The sequence below is a fragment of the Pseudomonas peradeniyensis genome, assembly GCF_014268935.2.
Taxonomy (GTDB): Bacteria; Pseudomonadota; Gammaproteobacteria; order Pseudomonadales; family Pseudomonadaceae; genus Aquipseudomonas; species Aquipseudomonas peradeniyensis.
Map to the genome: position 1 here is coordinate 918896 of NZ_JABWRJ020000003.1, position 24714 is coordinate 943609.

General features: G+C 64.0%; 15 protein-coding genes and 2 pseudogenes. 11 read left to right on the plus strand and 6 right to left on the minus strand.

From position 1 onward, the window contains the following. Positions 1-75: 75 nt before the first annotated feature. The 5 genes from HU751_RS19110 to HU751_RS19130 all read left to right on the plus strand — a co-directional run bounded on the left by HU751_RS19110 (position 76) and on the right by HU751_RS19130 (position 8052). Positions 76-2739, plus strand: coding sequence for a TonB-dependent receptor (locus HU751_RS19110; RefSeq protein WP_186734203.1), 2664 nt, complete (start codon positions 76-78; stop codon positions 2737-2739). Positions 2740-2820: 81 nt separating this feature from the next. After that, positions 2821-3438 carry a heme acquisition protein HasA gene (locus HU751_RS19115; protein ID WP_186734190.1) on the plus strand — a complete coding sequence of 206 codons (618 nt, stop codon included), beginning with the start codon at positions 2821-2823 and terminating at the stop codon, positions 3436-3438. A gap of 169 nt (positions 3439-3607) precedes the next feature. Then, positions 3608-5374, plus strand: a complete 1767-nt coding sequence (locus HU751_RS19120) for a type I secretion system permease/ATPase (RefSeq protein WP_186734191.1) — start codon at positions 3608-3610, stop codon at positions 5372-5374. A 4-nt stretch (positions 5375-5378) separates the two neighbouring features. Beyond that, positions 5379-6710, plus strand: coding sequence for an HlyD family type I secretion periplasmic adaptor subunit (locus HU751_RS19125; protein WP_186734192.1), 1332 nt, complete (start codon positions 5379-5381; stop codon positions 6708-6710). Positions 6711-6714: 4 nt separating this feature from the next. Beyond that, entirely contained in the window at positions 6715-8052 is a 1338-nt protein-coding gene (locus tag HU751_RS19130; protein WP_186734193.1) for a TolC family outer membrane protein, read from the plus strand. A 194-nt stretch (positions 8053-8246) separates the two neighbouring features. Here the strand turns inward: HU751_RS19130 and HU751_RS19135 are convergent, their stop codons facing one another. Next, on the minus strand, positions 8247-9764 hold the full coding sequence (locus HU751_RS19135) for a nucleobase:cation symporter-2 family protein (protein ID WP_050706911.1): 1518 nt from the start codon (positions 9762-9764) through the stop codon (positions 8247-8249). A gap of 261 nt (positions 9765-10025) precedes the next feature. Then, positions 10026-10394 carry a PilZ domain-containing protein gene (locus HU751_RS19140; RefSeq protein ID WP_028691346.1) on the minus strand — a complete coding sequence of 123 codons (369 nt, stop codon included), beginning with the start codon at positions 10392-10394 and terminating at the stop codon, positions 10026-10028. 166 nt (positions 10395-10560) lie between these two features. Here HU751_RS19140 and HU751_RS19145 point away from each other — a divergent pair, with 166 nt between their 5' ends. From HU751_RS19145 to HU751_RS26860, 4 genes are all read left to right on the plus strand, one after another. After that, positions 10561-12627, plus strand: coding sequence for a carbon starvation CstA family protein (locus HU751_RS19145; protein ID WP_050706910.1), 2067 nt, complete (start codon positions 10561-10563; stop codon positions 12625-12627). Positions 12628-12640: 13 nt separating this feature from the next. Next, entirely contained in the window at positions 12641-12838 is a 198-nt protein-coding gene (locus HU751_RS19150; protein WP_186712971.1) for a YbdD/YjiX family protein, read from the plus strand. Positions 12839-12916: 78 nt separating this feature from the next. Then, a complete protein-coding gene (gene yjiA / locus HU751_RS19155; protein WP_186734194.1) occupies positions 12917-13909 on the plus strand; it encodes a GTPase in 993 nt (330 codons plus the stop codon). A 63-nt stretch (positions 13910-13972) separates the two neighbouring features. Beyond that, positions 13973-14248: a hypothetical protein gene (locus HU751_RS26860; protein ID WP_050706907.1), complete on the plus strand. Its 276-nt coding sequence runs from the start codon at positions 13973-13975 to the stop codon at positions 14246-14248. A gap of 38 nt (positions 14249-14286) precedes the next feature. On the opposite strand, the pseudogene HU751_RS27125 reads toward HU751_RS26860, so the two are convergent. From HU751_RS27125 to HU751_RS19175, 4 genes and pseudogenes are all read right to left on the minus strand, one after another. Next, a pseudogene (locus tag HU751_RS27125) lies at positions 14287-15270 on the minus strand (MFS transporter); the annotation flags it as partial. After that, positions 15267-16517: an aminotransferase class I/II-fold pyridoxal phosphate-dependent enzyme gene (locus HU751_RS19165; protein ID WP_437181059.1), complete on the minus strand. Its 1251-nt coding sequence runs from the start codon at positions 16515-16517 to the stop codon at positions 15267-15269. The pseudogene HU751_RS27125 and the gene HU751_RS19165, both read right to left, overlap by 4 nt. Positions 16518-16747: 230 nt before the next feature. Then, the gene (gene glyA, locus HU751_RS19170; RefSeq protein ID WP_028691350.1) at positions 16748-18001 is read right to left on the minus strand and encodes a serine hydroxymethyltransferase; all 1254 of its coding nucleotides are present in this window, start codon (positions 17999-18001) and stop codon (positions 16748-16750) included. A gap of 281 nt (positions 18002-18282) precedes the next feature. Continuing rightward, a pseudogene (locus HU751_RS19175) lies at positions 18283-21414 on the minus strand (sensor domain-containing protein); the annotation flags it as partial. A gap of 951 nt (positions 21415-22365) precedes the next feature. Between HU751_RS19175 and HU751_RS19180 the strand changes: the two are divergent. Both HU751_RS19180 and ettA read left to right on the plus strand, forming a co-directional pair. After that, positions 22366-22758 carry a hypothetical protein gene (locus HU751_RS19180; RefSeq protein WP_186712966.1) on the plus strand — a complete coding sequence of 131 codons (393 nt, stop codon included), beginning with the start codon at positions 22366-22368 and terminating at the stop codon, positions 22756-22758. A 228-nt stretch (positions 22759-22986) separates the two neighbouring features. Further along, positions 22987-24654, plus strand: a complete 1668-nt coding sequence (gene ettA / locus HU751_RS19185; RefSeq protein WP_186734197.1) for an energy-dependent translational throttle protein EttA — start codon at positions 22987-22989, stop codon at positions 24652-24654. Positions 24655-24714 lie beyond the last annotated feature (60 nt).

Genomic DNA, 24714 nt, shown 5'->3' on the forward strand with positions numbered 1-24714 from the left:
TCAACTCGATCCCTCCGGCCTCTGAGCCGCATCGCCCTTGCCGGCAGCCTGGCCCTGGGCACCTGCACCCTGCCGATGGGGATCGGCATGGTGCAGGCCGCCAGCGCCACCAGCAGCGCCCAGCACACGGTCATTCAGTTCGACATTCCCGCCCAGCCCCTCGACAGCGCCGTGCTGGCCTATGCCGAGCAGTCCGGTGTACAGGTGTTCTTCGACAGCCGAACCCTGGCCGGCCTGCAAAGCGAGGGGCTGCACGGGGGCTACAGCATCGAGGAGGGGCTGCACCGGTTGCTGCGCGGCATGCCCGTGCGCTATCGCTTCAGCGCCCCTGGGCAGGTAGGCCTGGAGCGCCTGGCAGAGGGTGGCCAGGCCATGGAACTGGGCGCCACCCATATCGATTCGGCACGCGACGGCGACTGGGTCTACCAGACGCCCCGTTCGGTCAGCGTGATCACCCGCGAACAGATCGACAAGCGTCCGCCGCGGCATGCCGCCGACATGCTCGAGCAGACCGCGGGCGTGTACACCGCGGTCAACCAGCGCGATCCCGGCCTGTCAGTGAACATCCGCGGCGTGCAGGACTATGGCCGGGTCAACATGAACATCGATGGCATGCGCCAGAACTTCAGCGTCAACGGCCACCAGCAGCGCAACGGCACGATGTTCATCGACCCGGAGTTCGTCAGCAGCGTCGAGATCGAGAAGGGCAGCCAGTCCGGCATGGGCGGCGCGGGCGTGCTGGGCGGCATCGCCACCTTCAATACCCTCGATGCTCGCGAGTTCATCGGGCCGGACAAGGAATACGGCGGACGCGTACGCGCCGGGCATGGCATCGGCGAGCTGGGCAATGGGACCTACTTCAATGGCAGTGGTGTGTTTGCCTTCGGCAACGAAAAAGGTGACGTGCTGCTGGGCATGAGCGAGCGCCATTTTGGCGACTATCGCGCCGGCACTCGCAACCGTGACAACCTCGGCAGCGAAATGCGCCTGCGCAAGTTCTACCCTCGGGCCTGGAACAACTGGCTGGAATCCGAAGTGGGCGACATGGGGACCGTGACCCGTTCAAACCTGGTCAAGCTGGGCCTGAACCTGCCTGAAAGCCAACGCCTGCAGTTGAGCTACCTGGAGACCGACACCGACAGCAAGGATGCCTGGACCTGGCTGGCCGATGACGGCAACTCGTTCTACTACCGACGCTCGGCCAGCAGCGATGTCACCGCCAGGAACGCTGCGCTCGACTACAGCTATGCGCCGGACAACGACCTGATCGACTTCAAGGCCAAGCTGTATTTCGTCACCACCCGCCAGGACCGCTGGAACAACGACAACACCGCCAGTGCCAGCAGTGGCAACCTCTACGCGCCCTATACCGATCACTTCCAGACCGACACCTGGGGGCTGCAGGCGCAGAATACCTCGCGGTTCTATATCGGCCAGAGCAACAGCCTGCAGTTCAACTATGGTGCCGAACTGTTTCTCGACACCTTCAAGCCTAGCAGCGAACGTATTCCGGCCCCCAACGAGAAAAGCAACCCGTTCGTCACCGGTGCCGACCCCGATGGCAAGCGTGCGATGGGTAGCCTGTTCGGTGATGTCACGTTCGAGCACGGTGGCTGGCTGACCCTGGATGCGGGCCTGCGTTACGACCGCTATCGGCTCACTGGCAAGACCGGGTTGACCACCTGGATGTACCCCCAGGGTGTGACCGGCGTGGACATCCTCAGGGAGCGTACCGAGCTGATGTATGACGTCGAGCGCGAAGAGGGTCGCTTCTCGCCGACCTTCGGTGTCGCGGTCAAGCCGGGGCTGGACTGGCTGCAGCTGTATACCCGCTGGGGCCGGGGCTGGCGTCCGCCGGCGGTGACCGAGGCCTTCATGAGTGGCAAGCCCCACGGCGGTGGCAACGAGATGGTCTACCCCAACCCCTTCCTCAAGCCAGAGAGTTCGCACAACTGGGAGGCCGGATTCAATGTGTTCAAGGAATCGTTGTTTCGCCAAGGTGACCGCCTGGGCATGAAGGTCGCGTATTTCGATACGCGGATCGACAACTTCTCGTTCCTCGACTACAGCGCCGACTTGCCCGGTACCGATGTGACGGGCTTGTCGCTGGGGCAGAGCGCCTACCAGAACAACCTCAAAGGCACTACGTTCCGTGGCGTGGAGTACTCGCTCGACTACGACAACGGCCGTTTCTACAGCCAGCTCAGCTACACCCACATGATCGGCAGCAATGACTTCTGCTCCAAGCAGCTGTACATGGGGGGCGGCACCAAGCGAGTGTCGGCGGGGGAGCAATGGGTGGACATGGATTTCGGCGGATTCACCATTCCCGTGCTGATGCCGGCCTACAGCATCACCGACGATCCCGCGCTGAATGATCAGGTCAGCTGTGGCGAAATCATGGGCAATGCCGCCTACATGCCGTCCGACCGGGGCGCGCTCACCGCCGGCCTGCGCTTCTTCGACAATACCCTGGATATCGGCGCTCGCCTGCGCTACAGCGCTGGCAATGGCGAGCACCTGAACAGCCAGGGCTTCGGCAACCTCGAGAAGGCCCGCTGGCCGGAATACAAGGTGTATGACCTGTACGCCAGCTACTGGGCGACCAAGCAGCTGAACATCGCCCTGTCGCTGGAGAACGTCACCGACCAGGCCTACTTCGTGGCCATGGGCGACGCCAACAACCTGTCCCTGGCAAGGGGGCGGACCCTGACCGGCATGCTCGAGTACCGCTTCTGATCCCCCAGGTTCGCCCGATCCCGGGCAACGCGCAGGCAATGGGTGCCTGCGTCTTCAACTGCAAGACCAAGAGGAATTGAAATGTCTCTTTCCGTTACCTACGCGGCTTCCTTCGCCAACGTCACCGTCGACCAGTACCTGTCGGTCTGGGCCACCGGTTTCAAGACTGCCGATCACAACGCCAGCAACACCGGCGGCTTCAACGAAGGCGGCACCGATGGCAGCCAGTACGCCATTCGCGGCACCAACGGCTCCAACTACGCCGTGATCGCCCAGAGCGATACCCAGACCGGCCTGCACTATGTCTGGGACTCGGCACTGCCGGCTGGCAACAACCTGAACCACTACCTGTACGGCGAACTCGACACCGTGACCCTGGGCAACAATCTGCTCAAGGACGCCAGCGGCAACTACAGCGTGCAGTCGCTGGCCGTGAGCTTCGACGGCCTGGACCTGAACGCCGCGCAAGGCGCCGGCCGTGCCGGCAACGACGTGCACAACGTCATCTACAACCTCATGCAGGGCAAGACCGGCGCGCTGGAAACCGTGCTGGACAACCTGCTGGCCGACTATGGCGTCTCCACCAACAGCACCTTCGCCCAGATCGACGCGGCCCTGGCCGCCGGCCCGGTTCACGCCGCTGCCGCCGAAGCGGTCGGCGTGCAGGCGCTGCCCGAGGACCTGGCCCTGGCGGCCTGAGCGCAGGCATGAAAAAGCGAATGGAAGGTCACCCCGCCATTCGCTGATCTGATGCACTTACCCCGCAGCCCGTGTCTTTGCCGGGCCCAGGCTGCGGCGGTGCGAATTCTGTGGCGACGACAGGGCGAATGCAATCGCTGGTCGGCGCCTTCTACGAGGTTTCCAACAAATGCGAACCGCTCCCGCCGCGGCCAATGAAGTGCTGCGGGCGCTCAGGGCCTGCCGTGCCGGGCTTGGCAACGTTGCGCTGTTCACCGCGGTGATCAACGTGCTGATGCTGGCCCCGGCGCTGTACATGCTGCAGGTCTACGACCGGGTCCTGTCGTCGCGCAACGAGATGACCCTGCTGATGCTCAGCCTCATGGTGCTCGGGGTGTTCGCCTTCATGGGCCTGCTGGAGTGGCTGCGCAGCCAGGTGGTGATCCGCCTGGGCACGCGCATGGACATGGACCTCAACCCACGGGTGTTCGAGGCCGCCTACGAGGCGAGCCTGGCCGGGCACAAGGGCGCCGGGGGGCAGATGCTCGCCGACCTGACCGCGCTGCGCCAGTTCGCCACCGGCCAGGCCCTGTTCGCGTTCTTCGACGCGCCGTGGTTCCCGGTGTACCTGTTGGTGATGTTCATGTTCAGCCCATGGCTCGGCCTGATGGCGCTGTTGGGGGCGATACTGCTGACGCTGCTGGCCTGGGTCAACGAGCGCCTGACCCAGGCGCCGTTCGCCGAGGCCGGGCAGCTGTCGCAGCAGGCCGGTCTGGAGGCCAGCGCCAACCTGCGCAACGCCGAGGTGATCGAGGCCATGGGCATGCTGGCGCCGGTACGCCAGCGCTGGGCGCGCCTGCACCATGGCTTCCTGGCCCGACAGAACCTGGGCAGCGAGCGTACCGCGGCGGTCACCGCATTGACCAAGACCGTGCGCCTGGCCCTGCAGTCGCTGGTGCTCGGCCTGGGCGCCTGGCTGGCCATCGAGCAGTTGATCACGCCGGGGATGATGATCGCCGGTTCCATCCTCATGGCCCGGGTGCTGGCGCCGATCGACCAGTTGATCGGTGCCTGGCGCCAATGGAGTGGTGCGCGCCTGGCCTATCAGCGCCTCAGCGAGCTGCTGCAGGCCCAGCCGCCGCGTTCGGCGGGCATGCCGTTGCTGGTGCCGCTCGGCAAGCTTACGGTCGAGCAGGTGGGCGCGACGCAGCCGGGCAGCAGCCGTCTGTGCCTGAACAACCTGGGCTTCGAACTGCCGGCGGGTGAGTCACTGGGGATCATCGGTCCGTCCGGCTCGGGCAAGTCGACCCTGGCGCGGCTGCTGGTCGGCGCCGTTGCCCCGGCGAGCGGCAAGGTCCGCCTGGATGGCGCGGACCTGAGGGTCTGGGACCGTGGCGCGCTGGGCCAGCATATCGGTTACCTGCCCCAGGACGTGCAGCTGTTCGCCGGCAGCATCGCCGACAACATCGCCCGGCTCGGCGCGGTGGATGCCCAGCAGGTGGTGGCCGCGGCGCAGCTGGCGGGGGTGCACGACATGATCCTCAAGCTGCCGGGAGGCTATGACACGCTGCTGGGGGAGGGCGGGTTGGGCCTGTCCGGCGGCCAGCGCCAGCGCATCGGCCTGGCGCGGGCGCTGTATGGGCTGCCGGCGCTGATCGTGCTCGATGAGCCCAATTCCAATCTCGATGAGGCTGGGGAGCAGGCGTTGGTCGAGGCCATTGCCAGGCTGCGCGAGCACAAGCGCACGTTGATCCTGATTACCCACAAGTCCTCGCTGCTGGCCGGCCTGGACAACCTGCTGATGCTCAAGGGCGGCCAGTTGCAGGCCTTCGGCCCCACCGCCCGGGTGCTGCAGGACGCACAGCGGGCCGCCCGGCCGGCTCCCGCCCCCGTCGCGCCATCCTCGACACGCAACCCTATCGGCCTGAGCGTCACCTTCGGCCAGCCAAGAGCCTGACACCATGAGCGTACACGCCCTCTCCACACAAAAGACCGAGGCGAGCCTACTCAGCCTCGACGAACACCGACCGGGCCGGGTGGGCCGCTGGCTGGTGCTGGCAGGTTTCGGCGGTTTCCTCCTGTGGGCCGCGCTGGCGCCGCTGGACAAAGGCGTGCCGGTCAGCGGCAGCGTGATGGTCGCCGGTAGCCGACAGGCCGTGCAGCACCCCACGGGCGGGGTGATCGAGCAGTTGCTGGTGCGTGACGGTGACACGGTGAGCGCCGGCCAGGTCGTGCTGCGCATGGACCCGACCCAGGCTCAGGCCCAGGTCGGTTCGCTGCGGGTGCAGTACGTCAACGCCCGCGCCGCCGAGGCGCGCCTGCTGGCCGAGCGCGATGGCAGGGCCTCGATCGAGTTCCCCCAAGGCCTGCGTGACCAGGCCGCCAGTGCCTGGGTGGCCACGGTGCTGGAGAGCCAGCGGCAACTGCGCAGCAGCCGCGCCCAGGCGCTGGATATGGAGCTCGGTGGCCTGCGCGAGAGCATTGCCGGCGCCGAAGCCTCGTTGCAGGGCCTGCAAGGCTCGCTGGCCAGCAAACAGGCCCAGCGTGACGCGCTGGACGAGCAGCTGGGCGGCCTGCGCGAACTGGCCCGGGACGGCTACATCGCCCGCAATCGCCTGCTCGACAGCGAGCGCCTGTTGGCCCAGGTCAACGGCTCGATCGCCGAGGACTTCGGCAGCATCGGTCGCACCCGGCGCCAGGTGCTGGAACTCAAGCTGCGCATCGGTCAGCGCCAGCAGGAGTACCAGAACGAGGTGCGCCAGCAGCTCGCCGAGCTGCAGGCCAGCGCCGAGGACCTGGACAACCGCCTGCGCAGCGCCGAATTCGAGCTGGCCCATGCCCAGGTGCGGGCCCCCGTGGCCGGCACGGTGGTTGGTCTGAGCGTGTTCACCAACGGCGGTGTCATCGCCCGGGGCCAGCAACTGATGGAGATCGTGCCGCGCGATGCGCCGTTGCTGGTCGACGCCCGGGCTTCGGTGGACATGGTCGACCGCCTGCGCCCAGGGCTGCCGGTGGAGCTGATGTTCGTCGCCTTCAACCAGAGCACCACGCCACGGGTGGATGGCGAGGTGGCCCTCGTCTCCGCCGACCGCCTGCTCGACGAAAAGACCCAGCAGCCCTACTACCAGGTGCGCATCAAGGTCAGCGAGCAGGGCCTTGGCCAACTGGCCGGCCTGGATATCCGCCCGGGCATGCCGGTGGAGGCCTTCGTGCGAACCGGCGAGCGCTCGATGCTCAACTACCTGTTCAAACCATTGGCTGACCGGGTGCATGTCGCCCTGGCCGAGGAATAAGGGGATGTCCGTGCTTTTGCGTGCCGCCTGCCCGCTGCTGTTGTTCACCAGCCTGTCGGCGCAGGCCCTGGACCTGGGCGACGCCTATGCCCTGGCCTTGCGTAACGATCCCACCTGGCAGGGTTCCATCGCCGAGCGCGAGGCTGGGCTCGAGAACCTGGCGATCGGTCGTGCTGGCCTGCTGCCGAGGCTGTCGTATCGCTACAACCGTGCCCGCAACGATTCCGAGGTGACCCAGCGCAGCCAGTTCGGCGATGTGACCACCCAGCGCGACTACCGCAGCTACAGTTCGACCCTGACCCTCGAGCAGCCGTTGTTCGACTATGCCGCCTGGAGCGATTACCGCCGTGGCGTGGCCCAGGCCGCCCTGGCCGACGAGCGCTATCGTGGCCGTGGCCAGGAGTTGATGGTGCGTCTGTTCGGTGCCTACAGCGAAGCGTTGTTCGCCAACGAACAGATCGCCCTGGCCCAGGCCCAGCGACGCACCTACGCCGAGCAGCTGACCCTCAACGAGCGCCTGCTCAAGGGCGGCGAGGGCACCCGTACCGATGTACTGGAAACCCGCGCACGCTACGAGCTGGCCCAGGCCCAGGAAATCGAGGCCGGCGACAATCTCGATGCGGCGTTGCGCGCCTTGCAGGCGATCATCGGCGAACCGGTGGCGGTCGAGGACCTGGCACCGATGACCGGCGATTTTCGCGTCCAGCCGCTCACCCCCACACGTTTCGAACCCTGGCGCGACCTGGCCGTCGCCCATAACGCCGAGCTGGCCAGCCAGCGCCACGGGCTCGAGGTCGCCGAGCAGAACATCGAGCGGCAACGGGCCGGGCACCTGCCTTCGTTGAGTGCCTATGCCAGCAAGGGCATTTCCAGTTCCAGCTCCGAGAGCAGCTACAACCAGCGTTACGACACCGACAGCATCGGCGTGCAGTTGAGCGTGCCGTTGTTTGCCGGGGGCGGTGTACAGGCGTCGGTGCGCCAGGCCCGGGCCCAGCGTGATGCCGCGGGTTTCGAGCTGGATGCGCAGCTGCGCGACACGCTCAACCAGCTGCGTCGGCAGTTCAATCTGTGCGCCAGCGGCACGGCGAAGATCCGTGCCTACGACCTTGCGGTGAAGGCGGCCTCGGCCCTGGTGCAGGCCACGCGCAAGAGCGTGCGGGGAGGGGAACGGGTCAACCTCGATGTGCTGGACGCCGAGCAGCAGCTGTTCGGTGCCAGGCGCGACCTGACGCAGGCACGCCATGAGTACCTGCGGGCGTGGTTGCAGTTGCGCTATCTGGCGGGGGTGCTGGAGGCGGGGGACCTGAATGTGTTGAACCGGTACTTCGTGGCGCACGGCTAGGGCGACTGAGGAGGTTGAACGTGGGAGCGGGCTTGCCCCGCGATGGCGACCGGTCATGAAGTGATGTTGTACCGACAGACCGGATCGCGGGGCAAGCCCGCTCCCACAGTGCATGCTTGCGCACATGCTCGAGACGAAAAAAAGGAGCCGACGATGCGCGTCGGCTCCCCCTCGATGACCGTCCTGGTCAGCGATCAGTGTTCGGCAACCGCCTTGCGCCTGGGCGCCTCGTTGCCGTGCTCGTCAAGCTCCAGCACCGGAACCTCGTTGCCGTCGGCGTCGAACAGCTTGCCATCCTTGAAGTAGTCGCCATCGCGCAGGGCCGAGATGTCCGAGTACTGGATGGTGCGTTCGTAGGCCGCGGCGAATACCGACTGGTTCTCCGAGTTGCCGGTGGTGAAGTGGTTGAAGATCAGGTTCAACAGGATGGCCATGATCGCCGCCGAGCTGATGCCGGAGTGGAAGATGGTTTCGAACCAGCTCGGGAAGTTGTGGTAGAAGGTCGGCGCCGCGATCGGGATCATGCCGAAGCCCAGCGAGGCGGCGACGATGATCAGGTTGACGTTGTTCTTGTAGTTGACCTTGGACAGGGTACGGATGCCGCTGGCCGCCACGGTGCCGAACAGCACGATGCCCGCGCCGCCGAGGACCGGGGTCGGTACCGCGGCGATGACCCGGCCCATGATCGGTAGCAGGCCCAGCACCACCAGGATCACCCCGCCGGTGGCCACCACGTAGCGGCTCTTCACCCCGGTCACGGCCACCAGGCCGACGTTCTGGGCGAAGGCGCTCTGGGTGAACGAGCCGAAGATCGGCGCCAGGATGCTCGACGCCATGTCGGCGCGCAGGCCATTGCCCAGGCGCTTGGAGTCGACCTTGGTGTCGATGATCTCACCCACCGCGAGGATGTCCGCCGAGGTTTCTACCAGGGTCACCATGATCACGATGCACATCGACAGGATCGCGGCGATATGGAAGGTCGGCATGCCGAAGTGGAACGGCGTGGGGAAGGCGAAGATCGGGCCTTCGGTGACCTTGCTGAAATCGGTCATGCCCAGCGCCCAGGCAATCAGGGTGCCGGCGACCATGGCCAGAAGGATCGACAGGCGCGAGATGCTCGCACTGCCCAGCTTGCTCAGCAGCAGGACGATGGCGAAGGTCAGCCCGGCCAGGCCGATGTTGGCCACGCTGCCGAACTCCGGCGAGGCGCTGTTGCCGCCCATCACCCAGCGTGCGGCCACGGGCATCAGGGTCAGGCCGATGGTGGTGATGACGATGCCGGTGACCAGCGGCGGGAAGAACTTGGTGATGCGCGAGAACACCGGGGTGATCAGGAAACCGATGAGCGAAGCCGCCATCACCGCGCCCAGCACCGAAGGCAAGCCGCCACCGCTCTGGCTGCCGAGGATCGCACCCATGGTCGCCACGCCGGCGAACGATACACCCTGCACCAGTGGCAGCTGGCAACCGAAGAACGGCAGGCCCAGGGTCTGCAGCAACGTCGCCAGGCCCCCGGCGAACAGCGAGGCGGCGATCAGCAGGCCGATTTCCGCCGGGGCCAGGCCGGCGGCCTGGCCGAGGATCAGGGGTACGGCGACGATCCCTCCATACATGGTCAGGACATGCTGCAGCCCGTAGGCCAGGTTGGCGCCGAGGCCGAGGTTTTCGTCCTCGGGGCGCGGGGCGGGAGACGTGCTGGGGGACGTGGTCATTGGAGCAGGCTCTCTGTTTATTGTTGTGCCGCTACTGTAGACAACTACCACAAAAAATTGCCACAAAAATTGTATACAAAGTTTTGATCGTAGCGACGGAACGGGTGCGTCCAGGGTGCGTGAAACCTGGATGCAGGTTGCGTTCCAACATGCAGGAGGCTGTTCCAGAGGGGTGTGTACAAACAGGCTGACAGGCGTAGGAAAGCTGTCTGGCTGGACAGGAAAGCCGTCACAGCCAGATAGATAGCAGGCTAAGAGATATCAATCTTCGATGAGTTCGCGCAGCTCGCGCATCATTTCGGTGCTGTCACCCACGTTCAGTTCCACCAGACGGTGCAGATGGGTCATCGAATCGATGTCGATGTGCAGGCAGATGAAACCCAGACGGCTCGGCTCCTCGTGGCGCAGTTCGACCTGCATCAGCACCTGGGTCTTCTTGTCGTTGAGGTGGATGATCGCTTCGAAGTCCTGGGTGAGGTCGGCATTCCAGGGATCGGGGCGCTCGATCAGCAAGCCCTTGAGCGACAGGTCGAGCAGTTTCACCGGCCAGCGCCGCTCGCCCTGGCGCAGTTCAGTGGGGGCATCGAAGGCGATGCGTTGAAAGCGGCGGCGTTCGTCGTGGTCGCTCATGGGAAAAGCCCTCGGGGGTTCAACCTGACTATAGTGGGTTATGTTGCCGTATCAGGTACCGCAATCTGGCCGCAGAGGCTCTAGACCAAAGCAAGTGTGGCAATGCGCTTTGACTCGCCCTAGACTCGATGGGCGGTCTTTCCAATCCACCAGCTGGAAGTAAACCATGAACAACAATAATAGCCTGCTACGCCACATTCCGTGGCTGGCGCTGGCAGTCATAGGGGCCTGCGCGCTGGGTGTGGTTGCCCTGCGTCGCGGTGAGGCAATCAACGCCTTGTGGATCGTGGTCGCGGCAGTGGCCCTCTACCTGGTCGCCTACCGTTACTACAGCCTGTTCATCGCCACCAAGGTGATGCAGCTCGACCCCCGCCGGGCCACGCCCGCGGTACTCAACAACGATGGCCTGGACTACGTCCCGACCAACAAGCACATTCTCTTCGGCCATCACTTCGCCGCCATCGCCGGCGCCGGCCCGCTCGTGGGCCCGGTCCTCGCCGCGCAGATGGGCTACCTGCCCGGCACGCTGTGGCTGATCGCCGGCGTAGTGCTGGCCGGCGCGGTGCAGGACTTCATGGTCCTGTTCCTCTCCACCCGCCGCAACGGCCGCTCGCTGGGCGACATGGTCCGTGAGGAAATGGGCCGCATCCCCGGCACCATCGCCCTGTTCGGCTGCTTCCTGATCATGATCATCATCCTTGCGGTGCTGGCGCTGATCGTGGTCAAGGCCCTGGCCGAGAGCCCGTGGGGCATGTTCACGGTGATGGCGACCATCCCGATCGCGATGTTCATGGGCATCTACATGCGCTACATCCGCCCGGGCCGCATCGGTGAGATCTCGGTCATCGGCGTGGTCCTGCTGCTGCTGTCGATCTGGCTGGGGGGCCAGATCGCTGCGGATCCGGTGTGGGGCCCGGCATTCACCTTCACCGGCGTGCAGATCACCTGGATGCTGGTCGGCTACGGTTTCGTCGCCGCCGTGCTGCCGGTGTGGCTGGTGCTGGCGCCGCGTGACTACCTGTCGACCTTCCTCAAGATCGGCACCATCGTCGGCCTGGCCATCGGCATCCTGATCATCGCGCCCGAACTGAAGATGCCGGCGCTGACCCAGTTCACCGACGGCACCGGCCCGGTGTGGAAGGGCACCCTGTTCCCGTTCCTGTTCATCACCATCGCCTGCGGCGCGGTGTCCGGCTTCCACGCGCTGATCTCCTCGGGGACCACGCCCAAGCTGCTGGACAATGAAACCAACGCTCGCTACATCGGCTACGGCGGCATGCTCATGGAGTCGTTCGTCGCCATCATGGCCATGGTCGCCGCCTCGGTGATCGAGCCGGGCGTGTACTTCGCCATGAACAGCCCGGCCGCGGTGGTCGGTGCCGACGTTGTCTCGGTGGCGCAGACCGTCAGCAGCTGGGGCTTCATGATCACCCCCGAGCAGCTCGAGGCCACCGCCCGTGACATCGGCGAGCACACCATCCTGGCCCGTGCCGGTGGCGCGCCGACCCTGGCGGTCGGTATCGCGCAGATCCTCCATCAGGTGCTGCCGGGCGAGAACACCATGGCGTTCTGGTACCACTTCGCCATTCTGTTCGAGGCACTGTTCATCCTGACCGCCGTGGACGCCGGTACCCGCGCCGGGCGTTTCATGTTGCAGGACCTGCTGGGCAGCTTCGTGCCAGCGCTGAAACGCACCGAGTCGTGGACCGCCAACCTGATCGGCACCGCCGGTTGCGTGGCGCTGTGGGGCTACCTGCTGTACCAGGGCGTGATCGACCCGCTGGGTGGTATCAACACCCTGTGGCCGCTGTTCGGCATCTCCAACCAGATGCTCGCCGGCATCGCCCTGATGCTCGGCACCGTGGTGCTGATCAAGATGAAGCGCCAGCGCTACGTCTGGGTCACCCTGCTGCCGGCCGTGTGGCTGCTGATCTGCACCACCACCGCGGGCCTGATCAAGCTGTTCGACCCGAACCCGGCGGTCGGCTTCCTGGCCCTGGCCAAGAAGTACAGCACCGCGCTGGACGCCGGCCAGGTGCTGGCCCCGGCCAAGGACATCGGCCAGATGCAGCACGTGATCTTCAACGCCTACACCAACGCCGGCCTGACCGTGCTGTTCCTGGTGGTGGTGTTCAGCGTGCTGTTCTTCGCCGTCAAGGTCGGCCTCGCCGCCCTGGGTCGCAAGGAGCGCAGCGACAAGGAAACCCCGTTCCAGGCCCTGCCTGACGCTTGAGAGGACCGCCGCGATGTTCAACGACCTGGGTCGACTGGGTAAGTACCTGGGGCAGGCCGCCCGCCTGATGGTCGGCATGCCCGACTACGACAACTATGTCGAGCACATGCAGAAGAAGCACCCGGACAAGCCGGTGATGAGCTACGAGGAGTTCTTCCGAGAGCGCCAGGAAGCGCGTTATGGTGGCAAGTCCGGGCCCAAGTGCTGTTGAACCCGCGACACGCGTGAACCAGTGGGAGCCCGGGCAACCGGGCTCCCACTTTCATTTTCAGCTGCAGGAGACAACCGCGTGCAAACGCCGATTCCCGTTACCGTGCTGACCGGCTTCCTTGGCGCCGGCAAGACCACATTGCTCAAGCACATGCTCAAGGCCGAGCATGGCCTGAAGCTCGCCGTGATCGAGAACGAATTCAGCGAGGCCGGCATCGACAGCCAGCTGCTGGGCGATGAACCGGTGCAGGTCATGACCCTGGCCAACGGCTGCGTGTGCTGCAGCATCCATGGCGACCTGACCCGGGCCCTGTACCTGCTGCTCGAACGGCTGGATGCCGGTGAAATCGCCTTCGATCGCCTGGTCATCGAATGCACCGGCCTTGCCGACCCGGCGCCGGTGGCGCAGACCTTCTTCATCGATGAAGAGTTGCGTGAGCGCTATATCCTCGACGGCATCATCACCCTGGTCGACACCGCCCACGCCGAGCTGCACCTGACCCAGGCCATCGCCCAGGCCCAGGTCGGCTTCGCCGACCGCCTGCTGCTGAGCAAGACCGACCTGGTCGAGCCACAGGTGGTCGACGCCCTGCACGAGCGCTTGGCGCGTATCAATGGCCGTGCGGCGATCCGCGTGGTCGAGCACGGCCGCATCGACCTGGCCGAACTACTCGATGTGCGCGGCTTCAACCTCAACCCGGACCTGGGCATCAGCCTCAAGCCCACTTTGCGCCCGCTGCTCAAGCCCGCTACCCCTGACCGTATCTCGACGTTGGTGCTGCGCACCGAAACGCCGTTGGACATTGATCGGCTCAGCGACTTCATGAACGAGCTGCTGGAAGAGCACGGCAAGCAATTGCTGCGCTACAAGGGGGTACTGAACATTGCCGGCGAGGACCGCCGCCTGGTGTTCCAAGGGGTGCTGAAGCTGTACGGGTTTGACTGGGACGCCGAGTGGAAGGAAGGCGAGATGCGCGAAAGCGTGATGGTGTTTATCGCCGATGAGTTGCCGGAGGAGAAAATTCGGATAGGGTTTGAGGCGTTGAGTCACGAGGGAGTCAGAAGTATCTGACTTGCTAATGCCGCCTTATGGCGGCATTTTTTTACCTCTACTTACTCAAGCGAGGAAGACCGAATGAACCTTCACAAAGGGACGGATTTTGATGACTTCCTTTTGGAGGAAGGCCTGGCTGAAGTGGTATCTGAGGCGGCACTCAAGCAGGTGCTTATCTGGCAATTGATGCAATGCATCAAGAAGATTCACATCGCAAGCGACGATGGCGTTCAGGGGCTGGAGCGCGTTGCCAACCAGGCGAGTGACGCCAACCCAGCGCATAACATAACCAGCACAGTGGGGCTTGTGCCCACGGCGCTGGATATCAAGTTCGTCAGGGCAGCCAGCAGTTGGTGAACAAGAGCGATTAGTGCCATGGCAGGAGAAGCAGCTCCTGTTGACTGCCTGCTTGCCAGTGACAGACTCACTGGGTATGCCATTCCCTGAGCTACAAGCATCAGGCAATAGGGTAGCCAGATCGCGTAAGCCGAGTTTTTCAACAGTGATGATGCAATAAGCATGATGAGTGCGCCAAGTAACAGCAAAGCGCTCGAAAATCGAAGCATCGTTACTTCGTTGTTACCGGTTGCAAGGGTGCTTGCCAGACGAGTGCCGAGCAGATAGGCAATGCTGATTGGCCATCCCAATAGCCCATATTCCCACATGGACCAGTTGAAGGACTGCTGGAGAAGCAAGGGCGCTGTACTGCTAAATACGACGATGATGGAGTACCCAAAACCTCCAGCAAGCACAGGTAGAATGAAGCGTGGTTGCACAATGAGCTTATGGAGATGGGTACTCTCATCTGTTCGGCACGGGAGAACTATGTGCTGAGCTGCGATATTCCAGCCTTTCAGTGTTGCCATGAGTACACAGGGCATCGCGATGAGCAGCATGGCCACTCGCCAGTTCGTGAGCGTAGCAATCATCGCTCCGATAAACTGGGAGGCCCCGAGTGAGAGTACGAAGCAAAGTGAAAGGCTGCTATATGCGCGTGTCAGATCCTTGCCATCATACTGTTCGACCAGCAACGCACGAGCGGCAACTGATATGCCGCCTGCCAGGGCTCCCTGAAGCAGGCGTAGAACAAGAAATGCCCAGGCAACGGGTGATACTGCGAGCAGAAATGTGCAACAGCCGTAGAGTAGTAGCGTCCAGGTCAGCATACGGCTTGAACCGAGAGTGACCCCCAACCGACCCCATAGCATTACGCATGCCCCCATTCCTCCGAGAAACAGGCTCAGGCTGAGTGCGGCGAATTCATCTGTTGCATTCAGATCGTCAGCAATGGCCGGGAGCATGGGTAGGTAGAAGGTTATACCCGACTGGCACAACAGTACTGCTAAGCAACTGAAGTAGAGAATTCGCCGTTTGGTCATGGCTGAGTGTTCAGTAAATGGGCGATGGCAGGGTTGCTGTCCAGGTACTCAGCGACACTCCGGCAGAAGCTCTCGATTTCACCAGGCTGCATATCTGCTCTGAGCGTAATGCGCAGTGCTGCAGCATTCTTGGGTACGACAGGAAAGAAGACGGCTGAGGTGAGGAACCCGTTGTTGGCCAGGAAGGTCGACGCAGCAATGGCATCTTCAGCCTCTCCAAGCGGTATTAGCCTGATAGGAGATGTTGATCCAGCATGAGGTGTGGGCAAAAGCCTGTCGAACAGTTCGATGTTGTTTCTCAACGCTTGCTGCAGCGTATTCAGCAGAGGGCTGGAGTGAAGTCGGGCGGAGGCCCGGCCTGCACCGATAGCTGCGGCATTGAGACTTTGGGACCAGTTGGTAGGACCGCCATATCTTTGTACAAGGTGTTTCTGTTGGGTATTTGCCAGCATGACCAGGCCACCGCTTGCGGCAAATGCTTTCCCCAAGGACGCTACAATGATGACCCCTTCATCCAGCTCCTGTAGTTGCCCCCTGACAAAGCCCTGCCCAAAAACACCTACCGTAGAAAGGGCATGTGAGTCGTCCAAGTACAAGAACAAACCGTAGCGCTCCTTGAGGTACAGCAAGGCGTCCATGTGTGCCGTCCCGCCCATGCTGTAGTAGCCGTCTGTAACATAGGCAACCCTTCCATGTTGCCTGCAGATGCTCTCGAGTTGGTCCATATCGTTATGGGGAAGCGTCTGGACCTCGGTCTCATCCGCACAAGCTGCTTTGATATGGTTCAGGGAGTAGTGGGCAAACTTGTCGAACACCATATGGGGCGACATTCCATCGGTGAAAATGCCTGCGGCAACAAGAGGCAATACTCCAGAGCTTGCTGCGCTGCATGACAATGTGGCCAGAGACGCGCATCCAAACAGTTCGGACAGTTCAGCCTCATATTGGTCTAGCACTTGAAGCTGGCAGCGATTGCGCGAGTTGGCGATACGTAGGGTGCGCGAATTTTCCAACTCTTCGATCGCCCCTTGGAGGATATCCGGGTGGTAGTCCAGCCCAAGATAGGAGGTCGTACAGAAGTGTTGCAGCGTCCTGCCGTGTTGGTCCTGAAGTAGATTTCTGGCGATGGGCTGCACCTGCAATCCGCAAAGATGCTTGGCATACGATGTCTGCCAGTCCGGCTCGGACTTTTGAATCATGCTCCTGTAATTGGTGAATCGATTTCGAGTGACTGCCATGTCAAACACTTCCTGCAATGGTGTGGAGCAAGCAGTGTGCATTGCAGGAAAGCGTCGGTATGTCCGAAGCCGGGTGTTTTGACCGAGGTAATTCTCCGAGAAGAGCGTCAGAAATACCTTGGTGTGTAGCGGAGAATTAAACAATCACGTTCAAGGTTTTGTAGGATATGCATGCGTCCACACAAGGCACAAAAAAGCCCGGCACATGGCCGGGTTTTTTCACATCAGGCGTCTGCCAATCAGTTGCCGTATACCGGCAGCTTCTTGCAGATGGCCTTGACCTTCTCACGCACGGCGTCGATCACCGCTTCGTTGTTCAGATCAGCCAGGATGTCGCAGATCCAGCCGGCCAGTTCGCGGCACTCGGCTTCCTTGAAGCCACGGGTGGTGACGGCTGGGGTGCCGAAACGCAGGCCCGAGGTGACGAACGGCGAACGTGGGTCGTTCGGAACCGAGTTCTTGTTGACGGTGATGAAGGCCTTGCCCAGGGCGGCGTCGGCGTCCTTACCGGAGATTTCCTGCTTGATCAGCGACAGCAGGAACAGGTGGTTCTGGGTGCCGCCGGAGACGACGTCGAAACCACGCTCGATGAACACTTCGGCCATGGCCTGGGCGTTCTTCACCACTTGCTGCTGGTAGGCCTTGAACTCAGGCTGCAGCGCTTCCTTGAAGCAGATCGCCTTGGCGGCAATGACGTGCTCCAGCGGGCCGCCCTGGGCGCCCGGGAAGACCGCGGAGTTCAGCTTCTTCTCGATGTCGGCGTTGGCACGGGCCAGGATCAGGCCGCCACGTGGACCGCGCAGGGTCTTGTGGGTGGTGGTGGTGACTACGTCGGCGAACGGAACAGGGTTCGGGTACACGCCGGCGGCGACCAGGCCAGCCACGTGGGCCATGTCGACGAACAGGTAGGCACCGACCTTGTCGGCGATTTCACGGAAGCGTGGGAAGTCCAGGACCTGCGAGTAGGCGGAGAAGCCGGCGACGATCATCTTCGGCTTGTGCTCCAGGGCCAGTGCCTCGACTTCGTCGTAGTTGATCAGGCCGTTGGCGTCGATGCCGTACTGGATGGCGTTGTACAGCTTGCCCGAGGAGGAAACGCTGGCGCCGTGGGTCAGGTGACCGCCGTGGGCCAGGCTCATGCCCAGGATGGTGTCACCGGCCGACAGCAGGGCCAGGTAGACAGCGGCGTTGGCCTGGGAACCGGCGTGCGGCTGGACGTTGGCGTAGTCGGCACCGAACAGTTCCTTGGCGCGGTCGATGGCCAGCTGCTCGACGACGTCGACGTACTCGCAACCACCGTAGTAACGCTTGCCTGGGTAGCCTTCGGCGTACTTGTTGGTCAGTACCGAACCCTGGGCCTCCATGACCGCCGGGCTGGTGTAGTTTTCCGAAGCGATCAGCTCGATATGCTCTTCCTGGCGCAGGGCTTCTTGCTGCATGGCTTCGAAGAGCTCGGCGTCGTACTTGGCAATGGTCAAATCACGGCTGAACATGGCGGTCCTCAAGGATCGGGCAGAATTGGGGGTGCATTCTAACCGATTGATTCGCTGCTGGCATATGAAGTGGCATCAAGTCGCGGACCAATGGCCCTCATGTTGCAACCCGCGCCGTTTCTGGGCTGGAATTGACTTCGGGGTCCGGTTTTTCTGGCCGCATGGGGTCAGCGTGGGAGCGGGCTTGCCCCGCGATTTGGCCGTCAAATGATGTGGCCACGGCTTGGCCATCGCGGGGCAAGCCCGCTCCCACGACGTTCGCAAAGAAACCCGCGGCGCGACTACTGGAACATGAACAACGTCTCGTTGCTGAACTGCGCCTCGAACTGGTTGGCCGGCATCGGCCGGCCGAACAGGTAGCCCTGCACCTCGTCGCAGCCATGCTCGCGCAGGAACTCCAGTTGCTCGTGGGTCTCCACGCCCTCGGCGATCACCGCCAGGTTGAGGCTGTGGGCCATGGCGATGATCGCCCGGGCGATCTGCGCGTCCTGCTCGCCCTCGGGCAGGCCGTCGACGAAGGTGCGGTCGATCTTGAGCACGTCGATGGGGAACTGCTTGAGGTAGTTGAGCGACGAGTAGCCGGTGCCGAAGTCGTCGACCGCGATGCTCAGACCGAGGTTCTTCAGGCTGTCGAGGATCTGCATGGCCTCGTTGACCTCGCGCATCAGGATGCTCTCGGTCAGCTCTAGCTCCAGGCAGGCCGGGGGTAGCCCGGTTTCCTCGAGGATGGTGGCGATGCGCGTGCCCAGCTGGCCGTCGGAGAACTGCCGGGCGGAAATGTTCACCGACACCTTCGGCACCCGCACCTTCTCCTTGTGCCAGGCCTTGAGCTGGCGGCAGGCCTCGCGCAGCACCCAGTCGCCGACGTCGACCACCAGGCCCAGTTCCTCGATCACCGGGATGAAGTCGCCCGGCGGCACCAGGCCGCGGGTCGGGTGGCGCCAGCGCAGCAGCGCCTCGGCGCCGGTCAGGCGCTTGCCGTCGCCGCTGAACTGCGGCTGGTAGTAGAGGATGAACTCGTTCTGCTCCAGGGCATGGCGCAGGTCGCTTTCCAGCTCCAGGCGCTCCAGGGCGCTGGCGTTCATGTCCGTCTGGTAGAACTGGAAGTTGTTCTTGCCGCGCTCCTTGGCGTGGTACATCGCCGTGTCGGCGTTCTTCATCAGCTGGCTGAGTTCGCTGCCGTCCTGCGGGCTCAGGGCGATGCCGATACTGGCGGTGACGAAGAACTCGCGGTTTTCCAGGACGAACGGCGTGACCAGCCCCTCGAGGATGTTCTCGGCGACATGGATGGCCCGGTTGAGCGCCTGCTCGCGGCTGGCCTTGGGCTGCAGCAGCAGGGTGAATTCGTCGCCGCCCATGCGCGCCACGGTGTCGTCGTCGTCGACGCAGGCCAGCAGGCGCTCGGCCATGTCCTTGAGCATTCGGTCGCCCGCGGCATGGCCGAGGGAGTCGTTGATCGGCTTGAAACGGTCGAGGTCGAGGAACATCAGCACCACCCAGGCCTTGTGCCGTTCGGCCTGTTGCAGGGCGGTGTACAGGCGGTCCTGGAACAGCGTGCGGTTGGGCAGGTGGGTCAGGGCGTCATAGTAGGCCAGGCGGTGGATGCGCTGTTCGCTGGCCTTGCGCTCGCTGATGTCGGTGAAGAAGCACACGTAGCTGGCCAGGTCGCCCTCGTCGTCGAGTACTGCGGTGATGCCCACCCACGCCGGGTAGTGCTCGCCGTTGCGGCGCTTGAGCCAGACCTCGCCTTCCCAGGTGCCGCGCTGGCCCAGCTGCTTGAGCACGTAGCCAAGCTGGGCGCTCTGCTGCTGTTCGACGGTGAGCATGCCGGGCAGCTGGTCGAGCACTTCGGCCACGGCATAGCCGCTGACCCGGCTGAAGGCCTCGTTGGCCTGGACGATATAGCCGGCCGGGTCAGTGATGAGGATCGCCGAGGTGGAGTGTTCGAACACTGTCGCGGCCATGCGCAGGTCTTTCTCGGCCCGGCGCTGCTGGCTGATATCGCGGCCCACGCCGAGCACGCCTTCGAAACGCTCGTGTTCGTCCCAGACCAGCACCAGGCGCAATTCGATGGGGATCTTGCGGCCGTCGGCGCGCAGGCAGTCGAACAGGAACAGCTGGGTGGGCAGGGTGCTGCGCAACAGGGCCAGTTGCTCGCTGTCGCCCAGCACCTTGCTGACCCGCTCCAGCAGGTTGTAGACGCCGCTGAGCTGGGCGGGGTTGGCGACGATCGACTGCCAGCCGTTGGCGAAGATCCAGTCGGCCTGATAGCCCAGCACCGCCTGTACCGAGGGGCTGACGTAGTTCAACTGCAGCTGGCTGTCGGTGGAGAAGATCACGTCGCTGATGCTCTCGGCGAGCATGCGGTAGCGCTGCTCGCTATCGCGCAGGGACTCGCTGGCTTCGATCTGCACGGTGACGTCCTTGCCCACGCCGATGATGCGGGTGACCAGGCCTTCGCTGTCGCGGGTCAGCACCTGTTCGCGGATGTCGTAGCAGCGCCAGCCGCCGTCGCGGTGGCGGAAACGCAACTGACAGTGCAGCGACTGGCCGTAGCTGGTGTCGCGCTGCTGCTGGCGCAGGGCGCGGTAGTGCTCGGCGTCGCCGGGGTGCAGGAGCATTTCCCAGAAGCGGTCGCCCATCTGCGCCAGCTCCACGCGGTCGTAGCCCAGGGTCTGGCCGAGGTGGCGGTTGCTGAAGATCATCCGCTGGCTGTTGACGTCCTGCACGTAGAGCTGGTCGGGCACCGTGCGCACCACGTCCGACCAGAAGCCTTCGCGTTCGAGCAGCGACAGTTCCACCTGCTTGCGGCTGGTGATGTCGCTGATGCTCAGGATCACCGCCTGGTAGTCGCGACGCTGCTGGGGCAGGCGGGCCATCAGCCACAGGTGCAGCTCACCGCCCAGCGGGGCGGGCAGGCGCACTTCCAGTTCAAGCTGCTGGCGCTCTTCGATCAGCGCGTCGATCAGTTGCATGCCGACACTGTCGCGGCTGTCGCCGCTGCCTTCGATCAGGCGCTGCCAGGCACCTTCGTGGCAGTCGACGTTGAGCAGCTGGCGGGCCACCTGGTTGATCTCGGTGATCTTCAGTTCCGCCAGCAGCGTGCGGCGCAGCCTGGTGTCCAACGCCAGGCTCTGCTTGAGCGCGGCGCGGTTGCGCAGGTGGTAACGGTCGAGCTGGCCGGGCAGGCTGGAGAGGTCGAGCACGCACAGGGCCACGCCGGTGCCCTCGAAGATTTCCTGGTAGCGTCGGCGATCTTCCTGCAGGGCGCGCTGGCGGCGGCGCATGTTGATCAGCGCCAGCACCGGCAGCAGGGCGCAGAACAGCACCAGCACGCACTTGCCGATCAGCGCCGGCAGCAGTTTGTCGCGGGCCAGGCCTGCGTCGAACAGGCCGCGCAGTTGCCAGGTGCTGTTGTCGATGAACGCGAGCATCACGCTCTGCAACGGCTCGTTGCTGGTCTGGCGATGGCCGTGGTGCTGGATGATCTCGCCGCTGCGGCTGTTTTCCAGCAGCCACAGGGGATGGGTGGGGCCGTCCAGGTGGCGGGTCAGCTCCTGGTAGTAGTCCGGGCTCAGGCGCAGCAGCCAGTAGCCGCGATCCTGCTCGGTCGGCTGGCGCAGCAGCAGGTACACCTGCTGGTTGTCGGCGCCGTTGCCATAGAAGAAGCCGCGGCCCTGGTTCAGTTGCAGGAGGTCGTCAATCAACTGACGGTCCGGCGTGCCGTCGAGGCTGTCGCTGCGAACCTGCCCGGTGGCGTCCAGCCAGGCCAGATCGCGCAAGGCCGGCAGGCGCGCCTGCAAGGTGCTGAGCAGGCTCGGCAGGGCGGCGGGCGCCGGTGGTTTGACGTAAGGCTGGACCAGGTTCAGCGATTGCTGGGCCTTGAGCGCCATGTTCAGGCTCAGGTGGTCGGCCAGTTCGGCGCTGGTCGCCAGGCTGTGCTGGCGCAGGTCGGCCTGGGTATGGCGGAACTGGGCGAACAGTTGCCACAACAGCAAGCCCAGCAAAACCAGGGCGAGCAGGGCCAGCGCCCCCTTGAGCGAGCCACGCAGGTGTGTGCCGGCCGAGGTGTCGGCAGGCCGCAGGGATGACGGTTGCGTGAGATTGGTCAAGCGTTGGGTCCTGCGATTTGGCTGGCGATGGCAGGGGTTGCGTCCTCGCAGCATGCACGGCGCGTGCCGTGGTCGCTGGGCGCACTATAAGACGCACGCGAGAAGCCGACTAGCATGCCCGCAAACATGGCAAAGTGCCAGTCTGCTTGTCGGCGACCCGCCCGGCAGCCGGTCATGTCGGTTCGGCAAGCCCCTGCAACCTGTGCGAGAATGCCGCCCGCTTCATAGTCAACGCAACGGAGATGTACGGTTTTGGTTACCCACTATTCCACCAATGGCCTCGATTCCGCCTGTGGGCGCAGCAGTCAGACCCTGGTCAGCACTGCCGTGACCGAGGACGTATCCTGCAAGACCTGCCAGCGTTCGCTGGCCAAGCCGGACACGGCTGCCGCCAGTGCCAACAAGACGCCGTCGCTGGCCGAACTGCGCAAGCAGGCCAAGCCCGCGGTCGAGGCCGTCGCCCCGGCGCCTGCCAAGCCTGCTGCCGCGCCCGCCAAGGTCGCGAGCAAACCCGCCGCCAAGGCTGCTGAAAAACCTGCCCGCAGCGGCGGTTTCAGCGTCAAGGCCGCCTGGGCCGCGCGCCTGGCCGAGCAATCGGACCGTTGCCGCCTGCCGCGTGGCAAGGTCAAGCAAGCGCACGTCTGAGCCTGCGTCACCTCGATCGCGGGTCAAGTCCGCTCCCACGCAACAACACCTTGGCGTGGGAGCGGGCTTGACCCGCGATAGCCGCCGAACGGCGCCGCCATCTACCCATCTGTGCAACGCCGCGAGTTGGCGTAGAATGGCCCACTTTGTTCAACGACACCCCGTAATCACATCCCCCTGGCCCATGCCGGGGCGCGTGTCTTTACCTATCTGATAGAGGGCTTGGTTTTGGCTCAATACGTCTACACCATGCATCGGCTGAGCAAGGTCGTGCCGCCGAAGCGGGAAATTCTCAAGAACATTTCCCTGTCGTTCTTCCCTGGCGCCAAGATCGGCGTGCTGGGCCTGAACGGCGCGGGTAAATCGACCCTGCTGCGGATCATGGCGGGCGTCGACAAGGAATTCGACGGCGAAGCCCGTCCGATGCCCGACATCAACGTCGGCTACCTGCCCCAGGAGCCGCAGCTGGATCCGACCAAGACCGTGCGTGAAGTGGTCGAGGAAGCGGTCAGCGTGATCAAGGACGCCCAGGCCCGCCTGGACGAGGTCTACGCTGCCTACGCCGACCCGGACGCCGACTTCGACAAGCTGGCCGCCGAGCAGGCCAAGCTCGAGGCCATCCTGCAGGCCGCCGACGGCCACAACCTGGAGCGTCAGCTGGACGTCGCCGCCGACGCCCTGCGCCTGCCGGCCTGGGACGCCAGGATCGAGCACCTGTCCGGTGGCGAGAAGCGCCGCGTGGCCCTGTGCCGCCTGCTGCTGTCTGCTCCCGACATGCTGCTGCTGGACGAACCGACCAACCACCTGGACGCCGACTCGGTGGCCTGGCTTGAGCGTTTCCTCCATGACTTCCCCGGCACCGTGGTGGCGATCACCCACGACCGTTACTTCCTCGACAACGTCGCCGGCTGGATCCTCGAACTGGACCGCGGCGCCGGTATCCCGTACGAAGGCAACTACTCGGGCTGGCTGGAGGCCAAGTCGGATCGTCTGGCCCAGGAGTCCAAGCAGCAGAGCGCCCACGAGAAGGCCATGAAAGAGGAACTGGAGTGGGTGCGCAAAGGCGCGAAAGCCCGCCAGTCCAAGTCCAAGGCCCGTCTGCAGCGCTTCGAAGAGATGCAGTCGCAGGAGTTCCAGAAACGCAGCGAGACCAACGAGATCTACATCCCGGCCGGTCCGCGCCTGGGCGACAAGGTCATCGAGTTCAAGAACGTCACCAAGGGCTACGGCGATCGCGTGCTGATCGACAACCTGTCGTTCGCCATGCCCAAGGGCGCCATCGTCGGCGTGATCGGCGGCAACGGTGCCGGTAAGTCGACCCTGTTCCGCATGCTGATGGGCAAGGAGCAGCCGGACTCGGGCAGCATCGAGATCGGTGAAACCGTGCAACTGGCCTGCGTTGACCAGAGCCGCGAGGACCTGGACGGCAGCAAGACCGTGTTCCAGCAGATCTCCGACGGTTCCGACCAGATCCGCATCGGCAGCTACGAGATCCCGTCGCGCACCTACGTCGGCCGCTTCAACTTCAAGGGCGGCGACCAGCAGAAGTTCGTCAAGGACCTCTCCGGTGGTGAGCGTGGCCGCCTGCACCTGGCCCTGACCCTGAAGGAGGGCGGCAACGTCCTGCTGCTCGACGAACCGTCCAACGACCTCGACGTCGAAACCCTGCGTTCCCTGGAAGAAGCCCTGCTGGACTTCCCGGGCGCCGCCATCGTGATTTCCCACGACCGTTGGTTCCTGGACCGTGTGGCCACTCACATCCTGGCGTACGAGGACGACTCGAGCGTGGTGTTCTTCGAGGGCAACTACACCGAGTACGAAGCCGACCGCAAGAAGCGCCTGGGCGACGCCGCTGCCCAGCCGCACCGTGTGCGTCACAAGAAACTGGCCCAGTAAGCCGGATTTCGCTGCACAAAAATGGGGCCCTTCGGGGCCCCATTTTTGTGCCTGGAATAT